Source organism: Actinocrinis sp., assembly GCF_035605935.1.
In the GTDB taxonomy this organism is placed as follows: domain Bacteria; phylum Actinomycetota; class Actinomycetes; order Streptomycetales; family Catenulisporaceae; genus Actinocrinis.
Window position 1 is genome coordinate 29,401 of record NZ_DATNGK010000289.1, and the last position, 18,707, is coordinate 48,107.

16 protein-coding genes are annotated in these 18,707 nt (G+C 68.3%); 10 read left to right on the forward strand and 6 right to left on the reverse strand.

The genetic code is table 11. The features are described 5' to 3' along the window. Positions 1-52 precede the first annotated feature (52 nt). Together VN779_RS23300 and VN779_RS23305 are read right to left on the reverse strand one after the other, a co-directional pair. The gene (locus VN779_RS23300) at positions 53-1,852 is read right to left on the reverse strand and encodes an ABC transporter substrate-binding protein (protein ID WP_325726894.1); all 1,800 of its coding nucleotides are present in this window, start codon (positions 1,850-1,852) and stop codon (positions 53-55) included. 68 nt (positions 1,853-1,920) lie between these two features. After that, positions 1,921-2,910 carry an ABC transporter permease gene (locus VN779_RS23305; RefSeq protein WP_325726896.1) on the reverse strand — a complete coding sequence of 330 codons (990 nt, stop codon included), beginning with the start codon at positions 2,908-2,910 and terminating at the stop codon, positions 1,921-1,923. Between the two features lie 704 nt (positions 2,911-3,614). Between VN779_RS23305 and VN779_RS23310 the strand changes: the two genes are divergently transcribed. The 5 genes from VN779_RS23310 (at position 3,615) to VN779_RS23330 (ending at position 9,339) form a co-directional block, all read left to right on the forward strand. Continuing rightward, positions 3,615-4,910 (forward strand): geranylgeranyl reductase family protein, encoded by a 1,296-nt coding sequence (locus tag VN779_RS23310; protein ID WP_325726898.1) that lies wholly within the window; start codon positions 3,615-3,617, stop codon positions 4,908-4,910. Positions 4,911-5,050: 140 nt separating this feature from the next. Beyond that, positions 5,051-6,316 (forward strand): helix-turn-helix domain-containing protein, encoded by a 1,266-nt coding sequence (locus VN779_RS23315; RefSeq protein WP_325726900.1) that lies wholly within the window; start codon positions 5,051-5,053, stop codon positions 6,314-6,316. A 49-nt stretch (positions 6,317-6,365) separates the two neighbouring features. After that, positions 6,366-7,190 (forward strand): trehalose-phosphatase, encoded by an 825-nt coding sequence (gene otsB / locus VN779_RS23320; RefSeq protein WP_325726902.1) that lies wholly within the window; start codon positions 6,366-6,368, stop codon positions 7,188-7,190. Between the two features lie 78 nt (positions 7,191-7,268). Continuing rightward, complete coding sequence (locus VN779_RS23325; protein ID WP_325726904.1) at positions 7,269-7,595, forward strand: hypothetical protein; 327 nt, start codon at positions 7,269-7,271, stop codon at positions 7,593-7,595. A gap of 88 nt (positions 7,596-7,683) precedes the next feature. After that, positions 7,684-9,339, forward strand: a complete 1,656-nt coding sequence (locus tag VN779_RS23330; protein WP_325726906.1) for a DUF2079 domain-containing protein — start codon at positions 7,684-7,686, stop codon at positions 9,337-9,339. An 89-nt stretch (positions 9,340-9,428) separates the two neighbouring features. Here the strand turns inward: VN779_RS23330 and VN779_RS23335 are convergent, their stop codons facing one another. The 4 genes from VN779_RS23335 to VN779_RS23350 all read right to left on the reverse strand — a co-directional run bounded on the left by VN779_RS23335 (position 9,429) and on the right by VN779_RS23350 (position 12,962). Then, positions 9,429-9,920, reverse strand: coding sequence for a DUF3145 domain-containing protein (locus VN779_RS23335; RefSeq protein ID WP_325726908.1), 492 nt, complete (start codon positions 9,918-9,920; stop codon positions 9,429-9,431). Positions 9,921-10,549: 629 nt separating this feature from the next. Beyond that, positions 10,550-10,894: a hypothetical protein gene (locus VN779_RS23340; protein ID WP_325726910.1), complete on the reverse strand. Its 345-nt coding sequence runs from the start codon at positions 10,892-10,894 to the stop codon at positions 10,550-10,552. A gap of 123 nt (positions 10,895-11,017) precedes the next feature. Then, positions 11,018-11,959 (reverse strand): cation diffusion facilitator family transporter, encoded by a 942-nt coding sequence (locus VN779_RS23345; RefSeq protein WP_325726912.1) that lies wholly within the window; start codon positions 11,957-11,959, stop codon positions 11,018-11,020. 76 nt (positions 11,960-12,035) lie between these two features. Next, positions 12,036-12,962 (reverse strand): LLM class F420-dependent oxidoreductase, encoded by a 927-nt coding sequence (locus VN779_RS23350; protein WP_349260908.1) that lies wholly within the window; start codon positions 12,960-12,962, stop codon positions 12,036-12,038. A 250-nt stretch (positions 12,963-13,212) separates the two neighbouring features. Between VN779_RS23350 and VN779_RS23355 the strand changes: the two genes are divergently transcribed. From VN779_RS23355 to VN779_RS23375, 5 genes are all read left to right on the forward strand, one after another. Continuing rightward, on the forward strand, positions 13,213-13,998 hold the full coding sequence (locus tag VN779_RS23355; protein ID WP_325726916.1) for a G1 family glutamic endopeptidase: 786 nt from the start codon (positions 13,213-13,215) through the stop codon (positions 13,996-13,998). A gap of 254 nt (positions 13,999-14,252) precedes the next feature. Next, positions 14,253-15,941: a phosphatidylglycerol lysyltransferase domain-containing protein gene (locus tag VN779_RS23360; protein WP_349260909.1), complete on the forward strand. Its 1,689-nt coding sequence runs from the start codon at positions 14,253-14,255 to the stop codon at positions 15,939-15,941. Between the two features lie 191 nt (positions 15,942-16,132). After that, positions 16,133-16,630, forward strand: coding sequence for a hypothetical protein (locus VN779_RS23365; RefSeq protein ID WP_325726920.1), 498 nt, complete (start codon positions 16,133-16,135; stop codon positions 16,628-16,630). A gap of 54 nt (positions 16,631-16,684) precedes the next feature. Beyond that, positions 16,685-17,893, forward strand: a complete 1,209-nt coding sequence (locus VN779_RS23370) for a sensor histidine kinase (RefSeq protein ID WP_325726922.1) — start codon at positions 16,685-16,687, stop codon at positions 17,891-17,893. A gap of 27 nt (positions 17,894-17,920) precedes the next feature. Beyond that, entirely contained in the window at positions 17,921-18,598 is a 678-nt protein-coding gene (locus VN779_RS23375) for a response regulator transcription factor (protein ID WP_325726924.1), read from the forward strand. The last annotated feature ends 109 nt before the right edge of the window (positions 18,599-18,707 follow it).

The following is an 18,707-nucleotide window of genomic DNA, read 5'->3' on the forward strand; positions in this document are numbered from 1 at the left end:
GCTTCCAGTTCTGCTCGCGAAAGGAGGGTTTACCTTCCGGCCGTGGCCGGACTCAGGATCCGGCGTGGCCCAGCGCAGCCAGGTCGACCTCGCCGTTGTAGGCCTGCGTGATGTAGTAGTTCGTCACGTTCTTGCCGCGGGCGATCAGCAGGCTGTCGAAGCCGTACGGGATGTACACGGCGTCGGACATGACCTGCGCGTCGACCTTGGCGCCCAGCGTGGCGTTCTGCGACGGGTCGGTGTTGGCCTTCATCTGGTCCAGCAGGCCGTTGACCACCGGGTCGTTCAGGCGGCCGTAGTTCGAGCCGCTGCTGGTCGCCGAGAGCAGGCGGCCGTCGGTGATCTGCGAGAAGAACGCGAACGGGGAGGGCCAGTCCGGGCCCCAACCAGCCGCACCGAGACCGAAGCCCTTGCTCTTCATCACGTCGGGACGCTGCAGGTTCTGGCTGTAGTACTTCGAGCCCTCAACCTGCGTGATGTTGGTGGTGATGCCGACACGGGACAGCGCGTTCTGCAGCGCGGTGGCGAAGCCGGGGCCCTTACCGGTGTTCACGGTGATGATGCCGGTGGAGAAGCCGTTCGGCTGACCACAGGCCTGCAACTCCTGCTTGGCCATGGTCACGTCGCCCTTGGAGTCCGGACCGGTCGGGTACGGGTTGGCGTTCGTGTGACCCTGCACGCCCGGAGGCAGCATGGTGTTGGCCAGCTTGGCACCGGCGATCTCGCCGCCACGCGCGTTGACCAGGTCGACCTTGTTGAGCGCGTAGGCCACGGCCTTGCGGCAGTGGATGTTGTTGAACGGCGCGACGTCCTGGTCGATCGTGACGTACCGGGTGGCGTTGGCCGCCGGGTTGTCCGTGTACTTCTTCTTCGCCGGGTTGCTCAGCACCGCGGCCACGTCGGCGGGCTGCAGGCCACCGCCGTCGTACTCGGCGTCGACCGTGCCGGCCAGGATGGCGGCGTCCAGCCCGTTCGGGTCCCAGTCGGTCTTGACCGTGATCTTGTCCGGCAGGGCCGGGTCATTCGGGTCGCTGGCCGCGGACCAGTTCGGGTTACGGGCCAGGTCGATCGTCTTGCCCGCGACGTACGAGGTGATCTCGTACGGGCCGCTGGAGACCACGTGCGTGTTGTAGTTCAGGCCGCCGGTCGACGCGTTCTGGTCCACGTCGATCGGGACCGGCGCGGTCTGCGGCATGGTCAGCACGTAGGGGAACTCGCCGTACTTGCTCACCAGGTGGAACACCAGGGTGGTGTCGTCCGGGGTGTCCACGCCGGTCAGGCCGAGGTGGTCCGCCGCCTTGTCCTTGTACGGACCCGGGTACTTGCCGTCGGTCAGCAGCGAGGAGAAGTACTCGGGGCCGGCCGGGTTCACCGAGTCGAGCGCGTAGGAGCGCTCGATCGCGTACTTGACTTCCTTGGAGGTGATCGGCTCGCCGTTGGAGAACTTCTGGCCGGAGCGGATCTTCACCGTCCAGGTCAGACCGTCCGCCGAGGAGGTCGGAGCCGCGGCCGCGAGGCCGGGAACCAGCTGCGTCGACTGGGCGCCGGGCGCACCGATCTTGTAGGTCATCAGGGTACGCGCGTAGTACCGGGAGAAGTTCCAGGAGTACGCGTAGTACTGGTTGACCGGGTCCACCGAGTCAAGGTCCTGCGAGCCGCCGAGAACGAGCGTACCGCCCTTGTGCGTGGAGGGATTCACCACGCCGGTGACACCGTAATTGAACTTGATCGTGTCGGCAGGATTGGCGGAACCGCCGCTGCTGCCGCCCTTGCTGCTACTGCATGCGGTAGCGACCGACGCGACTAGCGCGGCCGCCGCGGCCGCCGCGGCGATCTTGGTTGTACGCTGCATTCCGTGAATGCCCCTTTCAGGACTGCGCAACGGAGGGGTGTTCTGTTGGAAAACCGGAACGGTCGCTTCTAGCGGCCGGCCCGGGGGTCTAGGGCGTCGCGCAGGCCGTCTCCGAAGAGGTTGAAGGCGAGCACGGTGAGGAACACGGCGAGTCCGGGGACCAGCATGAAGGCCGGGTCGACCTGGTAGAAGTCCACGGCCGTGGAGAGCATCTGCCCCCACGAGGCGTTCGGCGGCGGGGTGCCGACGCCAAGGAAGGAGAGATAGGCCTCGAGCACGATGTTCGCTGGGATCGCCAACGAGGTGTACACCAGGATCGGGCTGGCAAGGTTGGGCAGGATCTCGCGGAAGATGATCCGGCTCGGGCGGGCGCCCAGGACGCGGGCCGCGTCGACGAACTCACGATCGCGCAGCGAGAGCACGAGGCCGCGGATGAGCCGGGCCTGATACGCCCAGCTGAAGATGCCGATGACGGCGATCATGACCACCAGGTGCACGCCGTAGGCGCCGAGGCCGAAGGCCTGGCTGGGGATGATCGAGCCGATGGCGATCAGGAAGATCAGGATCGGGAAGGCCAGGAACACGTCGGTGATCCGGGAGAGGATCCCGTCGGTCCAGCCGCCGAAGTAGCCGGCCACGGAGCCGATGATGATGCCGAAGACCATCTGCAGCGCGGTCGCGGCCAATGCCACGATGAGGCTGGGCCGCACGCCGATGACGATGCGGGCGAACAGGTCCCGGCCGTTGACGGGCTCGAGACCGAAGGGGTGATTAAAGCTCATTCCGCCGCGCGCACCGTACGGCAGCAGGGAACCCGGGTCGACCAGGTTGCCGTTGAACTGGTTGGGATCGAGGCCCATCGCATGGTTGATGACGTCGGCGAAGATCGCCAGCAGAATCAGCAGCGCGATGAACGCGCCGCTGGCCATGGCGAGTTTGTCGCGCTTGAGCCGGTCCCAGGCGATCCGGCCCAGGGAGCGACCCTCGATCGGGTTTCCCGGGATCGCCGGTATACCCACTTCGGCGGCTTCGTCAGCCGCCGTGTTCGGCACAGTCATCGTGGTGTGACGTCCTCGTCGTTCGCGGTGGAACCCGTCGGGACCAGGTTGGTAAGCGGTATGCGGATCTTACGTGCTTACTCCGGGCCTGCCGGTCCGGGGTCGTGCTGCTCAGCCGCATTCCTCGGATGTGATCCGATTGTGCGACATGATGGGACAAATCCCGCAATCGGGGTGGGCGACGGCCAAATTACGCAGGCCAGGGTGCCCTGAGCGACGGATTCTGCGGTCCGCGCCGTCCCTGATCGCGGGAATTCCTACCATGCCCCGTCTGGGAGAACAATCCTCGGCGTTGCTTCCCGGCGGAACACCCGTGCGGCAATGTGTGTCCGAACTGTGATGGAACCCGTACCTCTCCGAGTTCCAAGGCGGTTGTTGTCCTGATCATCCCATACTCGCTGTATGTGGTTGTTCATGCAGCTGTGACAACAGCTTCAACCGCGCCGACCAAAGTCGGAGTGCATCGTGGCCGAATTGTTGTCAGACCCGTGCCGCTTGGTCACCCAAGGAGCCCAGCTCCGGGCGGGTTACGCTGGTGAGCCGTGATCAGTTCTCCTGCGGCGGCACCGCTATCGCATCACCCGTTCGAGGCACCGGTACGGCCGGATGGCGTCAAGCCGATTTCGGCGGCGGCAGGCGAATCGCGTGCTGCTCGTGAATCGAGCCCAGCGCGCGAATCGAGCGCGCAGCAGGAATCAGGGGACGTGACCGAATCTCGCGGTGCACAGCAATCCGGAGCGGTACGGGAATCCGGCACCGAGCCGAACACCGCGGCGGCCGAATCCGCTTCGCTGCGGGACACGGTATGGGACGTGGCTGTGGTCGGCGCCGGCCCGGCCGGAGCGAGCGCCGCCCGCGAGGCGGCACTGGCCGGAGCGCAGGTCGTCCTGCTCGATCGGGCTACCTTTCCCCGATATAAGACCTGCGGCGGCGGCCTGATCGGCCTGTCCCGCGAGGCGCTGCCCGAAGGCTTCGAACTGCCGGTCCAGGAGTGGATCGACGCGATCACGTTCACTCAGCAAGGGCGCAAGGAGCGGACTAAGCGCGACCGGAACGGCGGCATGCTGGCGCTGGTCAATCGCACGGACTTTGACCACGCGCTGGTCAAGGCGGCGGTGGAGGCTGGGGTCGAGCTGCGTGAGGGCGTCGTGGTGACCGGGGTCGAACAGGCCGAAGCGCCGGAAATGAGCACGGAAGACCCAGTGCAGGACCTAGCAGCGGCGGTATCGCTGACGCTCGCGGACGGGTCGCGGGTGCGTGCTCGTGCAGTGGTCGGCGCGGACGGCTCGGCCAGCCGAGTGGCCCGCCATGTCGGCGTGACCTGCCGTCAGGTGGACCTCGGCTTGGAGGCGGAGATCCCGGTGCCGCCGCAGATCGCGGCGCGCTGGGCCGGTCGGGTGCTGATCGACTGGGGACCGGTGCGCGGTTCGTACGGATGGGTCTTCCCGAAAGGCGATGCACTGACGGTCGGCGTGATCGCGGCGCGTGGCGGGGGCGAGGAGACCCGGGCGTACTACCGGCAGTTCATCGAACAGCTCGGACTTGCCGGACTGCCGGCCGCGCAGGACTCCGGTCATCTGACCCGCTGCCGCACCGCGGAATCGCCGCTCTGCCGCGGGCGGGTGCTGGTGGCCGGCGACGCGGCCGGTCTGCTGGACCCATGGACCCGCGAGGGCATCTCCTACGCGCTGCGTTCCGGTCGCCTGGCTGGGCAGGCGGCGGCCCGGATGGCCGCCGCGGGGCCGCCTTCTGAAGGGCAGGCGGTTGCCGAAGCCGCCGCCGAGTACGCCGCCGAGGTCGAGGCACTACTCGGCGTCGAGATGGCGGCCGGCGAGCGGCTGCTCGCGGCCTTCGAGAAACGCCCCGGCTTCTTTCACGCGGCGGTCACCACGCTGCCGGTCGCCTGGCGTGCGTTCGCAGAGGTCTGCCACGGCCGGACCACCTTCGCCGAGCTGTTGCGCTCGCGCGCCGCCCAGGCCGCACTGCGCGCCATTTCCTAGGGCGCCGCCGGATCGCGGGGTCGCTCTGCCCATCTAGGCGGCCGCTTGGCACAATGAGTACGAGGTCTGTGACGCTCGCCCGTTCGAGCCGCCGCCCTCGTCGTCATGCCGGAACTACTGGGTCGATTGGCGGATCGGTCATGCCACCGCGTTCAACTGCCGGTGCCGAGCCCTCCTCTCCCGCCTCCGAATCCACCCGCGAGCTGGCCCGCAGGTGCGAACCCCTGGTCGATGGATTCGTGCAGCGCGTGGCCGCGGAGTGGGCTGTCCAGCTGCCCGACCATCCGACGCTGCGCGGTGTCGACGTCACGGACGCGGCCCGCCTCGCCGTCCTGACCTTCCTGCAGCGCGTTCAGGGCGCCGAGGGAGCTGTGCAGACTGCCAGAGCGCTGTTCCGGCGGCGTGCGGCGCACCGCGCTGAGGAGGGGATGCCGCTGCCGATCCTGTTGCGCACGTACACGATCGCGGCGCGCGTCGTGTTCGAAGAGCTCTGCCGCGCCGCGCGTCCTGAGGAGACGGCCGCACTGCCGCAGCTCGCGCGGCTGCTGCTGGCCACCCAGGACGAGGCGATCGACGAGGTCACGCAGGCCTATCAGGAGGAGCTTGAACTGCTCGGCTCCGCGCGCCGGGACCGCCGCCGCGAGCTGGTGCGCGACCTGGTCGCCGGAGTGGCCCCGCAGGACCCGGCCGCGCTCGAGGAGTTCGGGCTCGCGAAGGGCGCGACCGTGCTTGCGCTGGGGCTTGGCCGTGCTGAGGAACGAGCGAGCACCGCGACGCCGAAGCGCGCCGACGCGGCGCAGGCCGCGATACACCGTCGGCTGCACCGGCTGCACGAAGCCATCGACACCTACTTCGGCGCGCCGATTCCCGTTCTGCTTGAAGGAACCGGCGGCCACGTACTCGTGCCGCGCTCAGCGGGAGGTGATTCCCTGGCGCCAGCCGCCGCGCGATCGGTCTCCGACGAGCTCGTGCGCGCGCTCGCCGGCGTCTGGGGAGGCGAGATACGGATCGCGGTGACGGTCGCCGAGCAGCCCGAGCAGATCGAGTCCGCCGCGCGCACGGCCGGCGAGATCCTGCGGTTGGTCTGCGCTCTCGGCCGCAGGCCGGGGGTTTACGCGCTTGACGATGTGCTGCTGGAATATCACCTCACCCGGCCCGGCGAGAGTTCGGATCGGCTCAGCACCCTGCTTGATCCGCTGGCCGAGCGACCCGATCTCCTGCGTACGGTGCGCGTATTCCTGGAGGAGGAGTACGACCGGCGCCGCACCGCGAGCCGCCTCGGTCTGCACCCGAACACCGTGGACAACCGGCTCGCCCGGGTGACCGAGCTGACCGGCCTCGATCCGGCCACGCCGCGCGGCGTCGCACTGCTGTTGACCGCGCTGGCGCTGCGTGACCTGCGCTGACTGGCAGCTTGCGGCAGGCAGCGGACTGCGGCAGGTTGGACGAGTGACCATGGATGAGAACGCGCCGCGGGACGCGGCGGAGAAGAACGAAGCGGGGAGCGCCGCCGTCGCCGCTCTGGTGGCCAGGACCGGCGCGCGTCTGGGCGAATATGGGTTCTTCTTCGACTTCGACGGAACGCTGGCCCCGATTCAACAGGACCCTGAGTCGGTGTGGCCGGTGCCGGGCGCTACCGCCGCGCTCGCCTCGCTGGCTCGGAACGCCGGGCTCGCCGCGGTCGTGTCCGCGCGGCCGGTCGCGTTCCTCGCCGGGCGACTTGGCGGCGTGCCCGGTCTGCATCTGCACGGTCTGTACGGACTCGAATACTCGCCGGACGGCGGCGCGACGGTCATCACCGCGCCGGAGGCCGAACCGTACGCGCCGGTGATCGCGCGTGTCGTAGCGCAAGCCCGGGATGCGTTCCCCGGCGCCCTGATCGAGGACAAGCGGCTCTCGTGCGCGCTGCACTTCCGCACCGATCCTTCGCTCGAACCGGCCATCGAGTCCTGGGCCGCGCTGCATGCCGAGGCGCACGGCCTGCGGCTTCAGCACGGCCGGATGGTCGTGGAACTCAAGCCCCCGCTGGATACCGACAAGGGCGCGGTGGTGCTGCGCGCGGCCGGCGATCTGGCCGGAGCTTGGTACTTCGGCGACGATCTCGGCGACCTGCCCGCGTTCGCCGCCTTGGACAAGCTGGCCGCCGAGCAGCCCGGATTCCACGCCGTGCGGGTCGCGGTCGGCACCGCGGAAGGCCGGGGCGCGGCACTCGGCGAGCACGCTGATGTGTTGCTGGACGCGCCGGAATCGGTGCCCACGCTGCTGGATTCGTTGGCCTAGACCGGCCGAAAGCGGGTCTACGACTGACACGACATCGGCGCACCGTGAGAAACTGTCCCGGTGAAGGAGCAACCCCGCATGCGCCCCGTGCCGCTGCTGTATGAGCCGGTTGCCGAGGAAGCGCAGGACAATCGGTTCTTCGGGCTGGACGACATCACCGACGCCGCGGAGTTGCTTGAGCGCGCCACCGATCTGCACACGGCGTTCCGCGCGGCCGCCGACCGGGCCGGCGCGTATCAGGCCATCGCTGCGGCGGAACTGACCGACCCGCGCCGTTTCGACCGGATCACCTACCCCGAGCTGGCCGAGCGGATCGGGGTCACCGAGGCGGTGGCCGAGACGATGGCCGAACGCGGCCGGCAGATCCTCAAGGGCGAGGCCGACGAGCACGGCAGCAGGTATTGAACCGCGCCCGAACGGCGCCGCACTCAAGCAGAACAGCCCATCCTCTGCCGGAAACCGAACATTCGCCTGACAGGAGTGGAGAGCGGCCTTGACCGCCGTCGCGAGTACCCCAGCAACCATCGGAGGCGAGGCCGCGCCGGTCGACGAGCGCGAGGCCCCGCCCCGCCGCTGGCCGCATGTGCTCGGCGTCGGCGCGATCGTCTCGCTGTACGCGGCGCTGTACTCGACCTACCTGCTCATCCTGCACTCGACGCTGCAGGACGGACTCGCCGATGTCGGCGAATACGACCAGGCCATCTCCGGCTACGCGCACTTCATGGGGCCGCACTCCCCCTTCGTCGGGCTGCACGGCGCGGGCGACGCCGGAACCCTGCAACTGGCCGACCACTTCACCCCGCTGCTGGTGCTGTTGGCCCCTTTCTACTGGATCCACGACGGCCCCGAGACGCTGCTGATCGAGACCGGGGTGCTAACCGCGCTGCCGATCATCCCGCTGTGGCTCTTCGTGCGGCGCGCGGTGCGCAACTCGGGGCGGTTCGGCGCGTTCGCCGGGAACCTGTCCGCGTATCTGGTCGTGATCGGCTACGGCGTGACCTGGCCGCTGCAGATGGCGCTGTGGTTCGAGTTCCACGAGGTCTTCCTGGAACTGCCGATCCTGATGTGGATGATCGAGCGGGCTCAGGCCGGACGGCTGCGGCAGGCCGCGCTGATCAGCCTGCTGCTGCTCGGTGTCAAGGACGACATGGGCTTCGTCGTGGCCGTCTTCGGGCTCTATCTCGCCACGAAGGACGCGACGGCGCGGGACTGGTGGCGGCTGCTGCGGCGCGCGCCGCGGCGTCCGCGGCTGCTGCTGGAGACGATCCGGCGCTGTGACCGTGCCTGGTTCCTCGCGCTCGTGCCGATCGGGATCGGCATGGTCTGGCTGGTGGCGCAGGTGCTGCTGCCCGCGGCCGGCGGCAGCCCGAACCGGAATTTCACCTACACCGAGTTCGGCTCGAACCAGTCAGCGGCGATCCACGCGATGCTGGCCGACCCGGGGAACACCTTCGGCACGCTGTTCAACTCGCCGTTCAAGCGGCAGACGCTGGAAATGCTGCTATGGCCCGTGCTCGGGCTGTGCCTGCTCTCCCCGCTGAGCCTGATGGCCCTGCCGCTGGTGATGGAGCGGTTCCTGTCGGTCAATCAGCTGTACTGGGTGATGCCGTACCACTACAACGCGTTCTTGGTGCCGATCATCTTCTGCGGGGGCGTCGACGGGGCGTTGCGGCTCTCCCGCTGGCTGACGTCGGCTCGGCTAAGTGGCACGGTCGCCGGACACGGACAGTTGGTCCGCAGCGCGCTGATGACGGCGTTCGCGATGTACGTGGCCGCATACGCGTGGTGGACGTTCGATCGTTATCCGATGCACCACATGACGCAGGCGGCCTTCTGGGACGTGTCGAATCCGAGCGTCGTGGCCGCGAAGCAGGCGGCGTCGCAGATCCCGGACAACGTGTATGTGGCTTCTGCGACGCAGATCGGCCCGCACCTGCTCAGCCGGGACAAGGTCGTGTTGTGGGCGCCGCCAGGCGATCGGCACTATCCGCCCGCGTCGTGGGTGCTCGCGGACGTTGAGCGGCCCTCGTATCCGTTCAAGAACGTCGCGGCCCAGCAGGCGGAAGTGCAGCGGCTTGAGTCGAAGGGTTACCGGATCGTCTTCCAGCGTGACGGCTGGATCGTGTTGCATGACGCGGCACTTGGCTGAGCTGCCGCAGCGCTTGGCCAAGCCGTTGAGCCGGCGGCCCGCTCCACCGTGCGGGCCGCCCTGACCGAATCGCCTGCTTGAGCCGGCTGCTAAACCACCTGATGCAGCCAGCGGACCGGCGCACCGTCGCCGGCGCAGCGGAACGGCTCGAGCTCGTCGTCCCAAGGCTTGCCGAGCAGATTCTGCAGCTCGGCCTCAAGATCGCCGCCGCGCCCGGCCCGCAGCATCGCGGCGCGCAGCCGGTCCTCGGAGATCATGATGTCGCCGTGCACTCCGGTGACGGCGTGGAACACCCCGAGTTCCGGGGTGGAGGAGTAGCGTTCCCCCTCGGCGCCGACCGAGGGCTCCTCGGTCACCTCGAAGCGCAACAGCTGCCAACCGCGCAGCGCGGAGGCCAGCCTGGTCGCGGTGCCGGGCTCCGCGGTCCACGGCAGCTCGGCGCGCCAGGTCGACGGCGCGGCGGGCTGCCGCGCCCAGTCCAGGCTCACGCGCACGCCCAGGACACCCGCGACCGCCCACTCGACGTGCGGGCACAGCGCGCGGGGCGCGGAGTGGATGTACAGGACTCCACGAGTAGGCACGGCGGTCTCCTTCGGTCGGCGATCGGTGGACGAGGTGCGCCTTCCCCAGCGGCCTTGTCCCGTAGCTGCCAACCCAGCGAGTCCGTCGCTGTGTCGCCTTCGCGAGTCGTACTTGTCTGTATATTCACTTATCAGGCCAACGCAACCACACAACCGGGCCAATCTCTCGATCGGTCCGTGCGGATGCACGAGGCGTCCGCAACTGCTGTGCAGAATGTTCCCCACAAACGAGCCTGCCTCACCTTTTGCCGAGGCGAAGTTCTGGCTCGCAGCCGCCGCAAGCGTATCGCGAAACGGCGATCAACGCGTGGAACAAGTGCCGACCTCGGGAAGACGAGCCCGTATCAACCAAGTGCCATGTGGCTCAGGCAACCGGTGGATCAGGTACCGCCGTCCCGCCCCGCGACCTTATTGGAAGCATCCCGGGCATGTCAGGAGCCCGTACGGGTGACAATCTGACGAAGGATCACCGGAGCGGACCGATCAGCGGCTCAGCCGGTCGTCCGAATCTTCGGACATTGCCACCCAAGCGCTGGTCATGACGCGTCCGCGGTTAGTTCGGCTGGGCCATCGGCGCTGTCGCCGCGTCACATCTGGCCGGTCCGCGGCAGAGCGGATAGATCCCTCGATCAGCTCTTGCCCATGGTGCCGACCAGTGCCCAAACGGAGCAGCACACGCCCGCGGCAAGCAGTGCGGCACACAGCCAACGGCTGCGTCTCGCCAGCGCGGCGCGGCGCAGGATCTTGCGTTCCACGGCATAGAGGAACGACAACTCCTGCGCGAGCCAGGCCTCGACATCCGAGGCCGGCGGGCGTCCGTGGCGATCCATCAGCTTTCCGCCCTCTCCGCTGCGCTGGTCTGACGCTTCTTCGGTCTGTGCCGCCGCGGCGGACGAACCGGCCGGGGCGGCGCACACCGGTCCAAAAGCCGGTCGCCGGGAGGTTTCGGGCGAGAGCCCCGATCCACCCGGCATTGCGACTTTCTCCCAGAGCAGCCGCGGGTACAAGACCTCCACGCAAGCGTTACTTAGCCGTGACATTAGTCGGATGTGCATTCCATCGCACGCGACTGCGTCAGCGGCCGAACGCCCAACGCCCTAGCGGTGCTCGCTGTGCGGCGGGGTGCGTTCGATCGTGAGCAGAGCCTCCGGCGCGTGGTCCACCTGAAGCGTCGTGTGCTGAATCCCGTATCGCTCGCGCAGCAGCTCTTGAAGGCGGCCGCGTACCGCGTGGCAGTCCTGGCCAGGCACTACGAGCACATGCGCGGAGAGGGCCGCGAAGCCCGAGGTGATGGTCCAGATGTGCAGGTCGTGCACCTCGGAGATCTCGGGATCCGAAGCCATCGCGCCGCCGACCGCGGCCGGATCGAGCCCGGCCGGAGCGCCTTCCAGGAAGATCCGCCACGAGTCGCGCACCAGCCGGTACCCGGCCCGCGCCATCAGCGCCGCGACAAAGAGCGAGGCGATCGCGTCGGCGCGGTTGAAGCCGGTGGTCAGCACCACGATCCCGGAGATCGCGGTGGCGAGGAAAGCCCAGGCGTCGTTCAGGATGTGCTGGAACGCGCCCTCGACGTTCAAGCTCGTCCGGTTCGCCCGGCTGATCAGCAGCGCCGCCGCGGCGTTGACCGCGATGCCGACGAGCGCGGTCACGGTGACCGCTCCCCCGGCCACGATCGGCGGCTCGACCAACCGGCGCACCGCCTCGTAGGTGAACACGACGACGAGCACCAGCAGGGTGATCCCGTTGGCCTGCGCGGAAAGGATCTCGGCGCGGCGCAGTCCGTAGGTCCACGGCCCGCTCGCCGGGCGCGCCGCCAGCCGCATCGCGAACAGCGCGAGACCGAGCGACGCGGCGTCGGTGAGCATGTGGCCTGCGTCGGAGATCAAGGCGAGTGAGCGAGAGGCGAGGCCTACGGTCACCTCCGCCGCCATGAACGCCAGGATCAGGCCGAGCGCGCCGGTCAGGTAGCGGCGATCCGAGTCGGCCGAGACCGCCGCGCCATGGCCGTGTTCATGCTCGTGCCCGTGCTCGCCGCTCATACCACCAGCATAGCCGGTAAAACAGCATATTGAGATATGACAATGACAACGGTTGTCGGCACCGGCTGACCCCAACTCAGCTCAGCTGCGGAGCCACCTCGGCCGCGATGAGCTCCAGATGATCGAGGTCCGTCATGTCCTGGATCTGGAGGTAGACGCGAGTCGCCCCGGCCTGCGCGAAGCGGCCGAGCGTGTCGACGACCTCGGCCGGAGAGCCCGCGTAGCCGTTGGTCCGCAGCCAGTCACGGGGTACGCCGCTGGCCTCGGTCCGCCGCGCCACCTCGGCGTCGTTCCTGCCGACCACCGTCGTGCTGGCGACCGAGTACACGATCGAGCCCGGGTCCCGGCCCAGCTCGCTCGCCGCCGCGCGCACTCGCTCGAACCCGTCGATCGTCTCCTGCAGCGGCCGGAAGCCGACGTTGAACTCGTCGGCGTACTGGGCGGCCAGCCGCGGAGTGCGCTTCGGGCCGCCGCCGCCCACGATGATCGGCGGGTGCGGCCGCTGCGCCGGCTTGGGCAGCGCGGGTGAATTCTCCAGCTGATATGCCTTGCCCTGGAAGGAGTAAGTCTCGCCTTCGGGGGTGTCCCATAGCCCGGTGACGATGGCGAGCTGTTCTTCGAGCAGATCGAAGCGCTTGTCCGGGAACGGGATGCCGTACGCGGTGTGCTCGTCGCCGAACCAGCCGGTGCCGAGACCGAGCTCGACCCGGCCGCCGGACATCAGGTCCACCTGCGCGACCTGGATCGCCAGCGGGCCGGGCAGCCGGAAGGTCGCCGGGGAGACCAGCGTGCCCAGCCGGATGCGGGAGGTTTCGCGGGCCAGACCGGCCAGCGTGATCCAGGCGTCGGTCGGTCCGGGCAGCCCGGAGGCCTCGCCCATCTTCAGATAGTGATCCGAGCGGAAGAAGGCGTCGAAGCCCAACTCCTCGGTCGCCTTGGCGATGGCGAGCTGTGTGTCGTAGGAAGCGCCCTGCTGGGGTTCGGTGAAGATGCGCAGATGCATGGCGTCCATCCTGGCACCATGACCGGCCCGGCGGCGGCCGGTGCTCCTTACCGGTTGTGTGCGGGAGCCTTTACCAACGATTTTCTTGAGCTGCCCTTGCCCCGCTGTGCTCCGATCATTAGCGTCGTGATCACGGTAGCGCTACCGGATCACCCACCGGCCGCCCGGTGCCCCGCCACCCACAGGGGCGAACGCTCGCGGCGGCCGCACCCACGCACGCCCGCGATCGCGGGCCGCTCCAAGGAGATCCATGTCCGTGTTCCACCGCGCTATCCGTTCCATAGGCACCGCGGCGCTCGCTGTCACGCCGCTCGCCCTGCCCGCCGCCGCCGCGCCGGCCGCGATCGCCGCTCCGCTGGTGAACGCGCCCATGCAGCACACGCACGGCAGCCAGCCGCTCTTCCTGCACTCGCACGGCACCCACGCCACCACCAGCAGCACCAACTGGGGCGGCTACGCCGCGCACGGCTCGACGTACACCAGCGTCTCGGCCTCCTGGGTGCAGCCCTCGGTGAACTGCTCGGCGGGCGACGGCTACTCCAGCTTCTGGGTCGGCCTCGACGGCTACGCCTCCAACTCGGTCGAGCAGACCGGCACCGAGGCCGACTGCTCCGGCGGCGTCGCGTACTACTCGTCCTGGTACGAGATGTACCCGGCCTACCCGGTGAACTACAGCAACACCGTGCGACCCGGCGACCACTTCACCGCCACGGTCAGCTATCTCGGCTCGAACAAGTACCAGCTGGTACTCAAGAACACCACCCGCGGCTGGACCAAGACCACCAGCAAGACCCAGAGCGGCCTGTCGCGCGCCTCGGCCGAGATCATCGCGGAGGCGCCATACAGCAACGGCGTACTGCCGCTGGCCGACTTCGGCAAGGTGAATTTCACCGGCTCGACGGTCAACGGTTCCGCCCTGGGCAACACCACCTACGACAGCATCGACATCGTGGACTCCTCCGGAACCACCCAGGCGAGCACCTCGTCCTTGTCCGGAGGGACCTCGTTCTCCATCACCTGGAAGTCGCTGAACTGAACCGGCTGACCCTCTAGGTCTTGTCGTCGCGTTCGCCCGGCCCCGCCACGGTCGGGCGAACGCGGCGGCGTATTGACCGGAGTTCGCGTCCCATGGCCCTCCTCCGCCAGGATGGAGGGGACGATTCGGGCATCGAAGGGACGCGGGAGCGGATGGCAGCGAGCACGACGGAGCGCTCGACCGGCCGCAAAGGCCCCGTCGCCGCCTCGGCGGAGGGCAAGGGCCTGTTCCATGGCAGGCTGCGCAAGCCATCCATGACTTATGCGGTCTGGTATCTGCGTATCGCCGCTTGGCTGAATCTGCTTGGCGCGATCTTCGTGTCCTTCGGCAACACGGTCCGGCAGCACAACTCGGGCGACTTCTTCACCCCTTATTCCGTGACGGCGGGGTACTCCGCGGCGGCCTTCACCGCCTTCCTCGCGATCACGCTGGGCCGCCGCAAACGCGCCGCGTGGATCTTCAATCTGATCCTGTTGACGCCGACCGCCGCGCTCTACATCTACGCGCTCTTCTTCCCTGAGTTCCGCGACCACGCGTTCAACTGGTTCTCCGCAGCGGTCACCACGCTGCTCTGGCTGGCGCTGCTGTTCGGTCGCCGCGAGTTCTACGCGAAGGGCGACCGGAACAATCCGAAGCTGGCTGCGGGGGTGCTGCTCGGCGGCGCGGCGGTCTCGGTGGCGATCGGCGTGCTGCTGGTCACCGCTTTCGGCGCGATCGGCCAATCCAGCCTGGCCGATAGGGCCAAGTTCACGCTGGCCCGGGTTGCCACGCTCGCGGGGGACGACGAGGTGCCGAACGGCCTGGTCGTACCGCACTGGGTCGGCATCATCATCAACCTGATGAGCCTGGTGCTGTTCCTGCTGGTGCTCTACGCGCTGTTCCGCTCCCCGCGCGGCCGCTGGCGGCACTCGCCCGAGGATGAGGAGCGGTTGCGCGCGCTGCTCGACAAGAACGGCGATCGCGACTCGCTCGGGTACTTCGCGCTGCGCCGCGATAAGGCAGTCGTCTTCTCGCCCACGGGCAAGGCGGCGGTTGCTTACCGCGTCGTCGCTGGCGTATCGCTGGCCTCGGGTGATCCACTCGGCGACCCCGAGGCGTGGCCGGGTGCCATCGACGCGTGGCTCAACGAGGCGTATCAGCACGCATGGACGCCCGCGGTGGCCGGGGCCAGTGAGGAAGGCGGCACGATCTTCCAGCGGCATGGCCTGACCGCACTCGAGCTCGGCGATGAGGCGGTCGTCGAGGTCGCGGACTTCACCCTCGACGGCCGGGCGATGCGTGTAGTTCGGCAGGCGTATAACCGGGTCAAGCGCGGCGGGTACACAGTACGTATCCGCCGGCACGAGGACATCGAGCCGGACGAGTTCGCGGCGCTGATCAAGGCGGCGGACCAGTGGCGGTACGGGGCGAGCGAGCGCGGTTTCTCCATGGCGCTCGGCCGATTGGGCGATCCTTCGGACGGGCGTTGCGTCATGGTCGAGTGCCATGACTTCGAGGGCCGGCTGTGCGCGCTGCTGTCCTACGTGCCCTGGGGACGCAACGGCCTGTCGCTGGACCTAATGCGGCGCGACAAGGCGTCCGACAACGGCGTTATCGAGTACATGGTCATCGAGTTGATCCTTCGGGCCGCCGAGGTCGGCGTGGAGCGAATGTCGCTGAACTTCGCCATGTTCCGCGCGGTCTTCGAGCGCGGCTCCCGGCTCGGCGCCGGGCCGGTGCTGCGGTTGTGGCGCGCGGTGCTGCTGTTCTTCTCCCGCTGGTGGCAGATCGAGTCCCTCTATCGGGCCAATGCGAAGTATCGTCCGATTTGGGAACCGCGATTCGTGCTCTATCGGCGTTCGTCGGATCTACCGCGCATCGGCGTCGCCTACGCGCACGCCGAGGGGTTCCTGGAGTTGCCATCGCTGTCGCCGCGTAAACGGCAAGCCTTGCCCTTGCCCTAACACGGCGCAGCGCCACCTATCGCGTCTCACGCATCCTGATGGCGCACTTGGCTTCTCCCCCTCCGGTCAAACCAGGATCCACCCTGGCCCAACCCGCGGGTTGATCCCGCGACGCGCCTGGTTGCCTAGGTTCGAGCTGTACCTCAACAGACCTCGAAATGCCCGCGGCAAAGCGGGGGGCGGGAGCGGAAATGAGCTCGGGAATCACCATCATCCAAGCGCTGATCGTCGTCGCGGTGCTCGTCCTGGTCATCGGCCGCCGGTTCGCGCCGCACCCGATCAACGGCGACCGGCGGCGCTGGCGACTGCCGATCATCTTGGTCGTGGTCGGCATAGCGAGCCTGGTCCAATTGCGCCACCAGACCCCGCCGGTCACCGTGAACGGCACGGACCTGGCGTTCTTGATCGCCGGCGGCCTGATCTCGGCGGTCCTCGGCGCGCTGCGCGGCTTCACTGTCCGTATCTACAGCCAGGGCGGTCAGCTGATGCAGCGGTACTCCATCGCCACCGCGGCGCTGTGGATCGGGACGATCGCGGTGCGCCTCGGCATGGACGTGGCAGCGCCTTCCCTCGGCGTCGCCAAGGCCGTGGCCTCGGCCAGCCTGCTGCTGATGTTCGGCGTCTCGCTGCTTGGCGAGTCGCTGGCGGTCACCGCGCGCACCGGCGGTCGCCCGGCCCGCGCGGCGTGAACGGAGCCCGCAATGCTCTTCGCTGATCAGCCCACAGGTAATACCGTTTGCGACGTGATCGACTGGACCGACAAGTGGAACGCCGACCCGCGGCTGCTGCCCGCGCGGTACCGCGTGTTCCCCGGCCGGTTGGTGGCACTCGGCTTCATCACCTGGGGCGTGCTGACCGAGCGGCATCACATCGCGTTCAGCGGCAGCGGCATCGGCCTGCTCGCCCTGATCCTCCTGGCGATCTGCTGCGCGGGCTGGATCATCTGGTCAGCCGGAGTCAGCGTCGCGCCGCAGCGGATCGGCGAGCGAGCCGTCATCGTGGCGCTTTGCACGTCCGGGGCGGCCGGCGCGGTGCTGACCGCGCTCAACATGCCGTCTGTGGCAATCGCATTCCCGGCAGCGGCGACGCTGTCCGTCGCGATGCGCTTCTGCGTGCGAACTTCGGTGCGTGCGTTTGCCGCGTTCAGCGTGATCATGTTCTGCACGGCTGCGGTAGCCGGGACGAACCTCGGTACCGCAGCCGGATATGTCTGCGTCCTGTTCGGCTTCTACGGTCTGGGCCTCGGCCGATACGCGCAGCTTCAGCGAGCCAACACCGCCGAGAAGCTGCTGGCTGAAACCCGGCGAGCCAACACCGAGGAGGCGCACGCTGCGGCGCTGGCCGAACGTAGCCGGATCGCGCGTGAGATCCACGATGTGCTCGCGCACTCGCTCTCCGCGTTGACCGTTCAGTTGGAGGCCGCTGACGCCCTACTCAGCAGCGGTACCAACCCGGATAAGGCACACAACTATGTGATCACCGCGCGCCGCATCGCACGCGAGGGGCTGACAGAGACCCGCCGAGCGATCGCGGCGCTGCGTGAGGACACCCCACCGTTGCGCAGCCTGCTGCACGGGTTGGCCGAGACGTATGAATCGGATACCGGTGCCGCGGCCACAGTCATCGCGGACTGCGAACCCGCCAATCTTCAGCCTGACGCGGCACTCGCGCTGTACCGCACCGCGCAGGAGTCGTTGACGAACGCCCGCAAGCACGCCCCGGGCGCGCCCATCGAACTGGCCCTTGCCTGTACCGAGTCGGCCACCGAGCTGACCGTGACGAACACGGCAGCGACCTCGCCGATCACCGCCCTTGCCTCCTCGGGCGGCGGGTATGGCCTCGCCGGATTGAAGGAACGCGCCGAGCTAGCCGGCGGCACCTTCGAAGCGGGGCCGTGCGGGGACGGTTGGCGTGTGAGCCTGCGCATCCCGGCTCGTCCCGCGCGGCTCTAATCTTGGAGCGTGAACTCTGCTGGTCTCGTGAGCCCTGGTTCTGACAAGGTCCCGGTCCGTGTTCTTGTCGGCGACGATCAAGCCGCGGTACGGGACGGACTGGTCACGCTGCTGGATCTCGATCCGCAGATCACGGTGGTGGCTGAGGCGGCGGACGGCAAGCAGGCGCTCGACGCCGTCGCGTCCACGGACCCTGATGTGGCGCTGATGGACCTGCACATGCCGGTCATGGACGGCATCGAGGCAACGGCGCGGATCACCGCACAACACCCGCGCACGAAGGTCGTCGTGCTGACCACCTACGCCGACGACGTCTCGATCCATGGCGCGCTGCAAGCCGGCGCGCTCGGCTATCTGACCAAGGATTCCGGCCGCGAAGACATCGCGCGCGCCGTGCTCGCGGCCGCCGCAGGCCAGTCCGTTCTCGACGGCGAGATCCAACGCAGGCTGGTGTCAGCAGCGACAGCCACTCGACCGGTGGCGGTCCCTGATGCCGCAGCTCCGACTCCAGATAACCTGACGGTGCGTGAGGTGGAAGTGCTCCGCTTGATAGCGGCGGGCCGCTCTAACGTGCAGATCGCTGCCGAACTGTTCGTGTCTGAAGCGACGGTGAAGACACATATCAACCACCTGTTCGCGAAAACCGGCGCGCGGGACCGCGCGCAAGCCGTGCGCTACGCATACCGGCACGGTCTCGTGCGTTAGAGGGCGTCTGATCCCATTTTGGGGTCAACCGTCACGCACTATCAGCGGCGGTTTGCCGCAATTGTCGGGTACGGCACAGCGAATCGGCCAAGCGGCGGGCCTGGCAAGG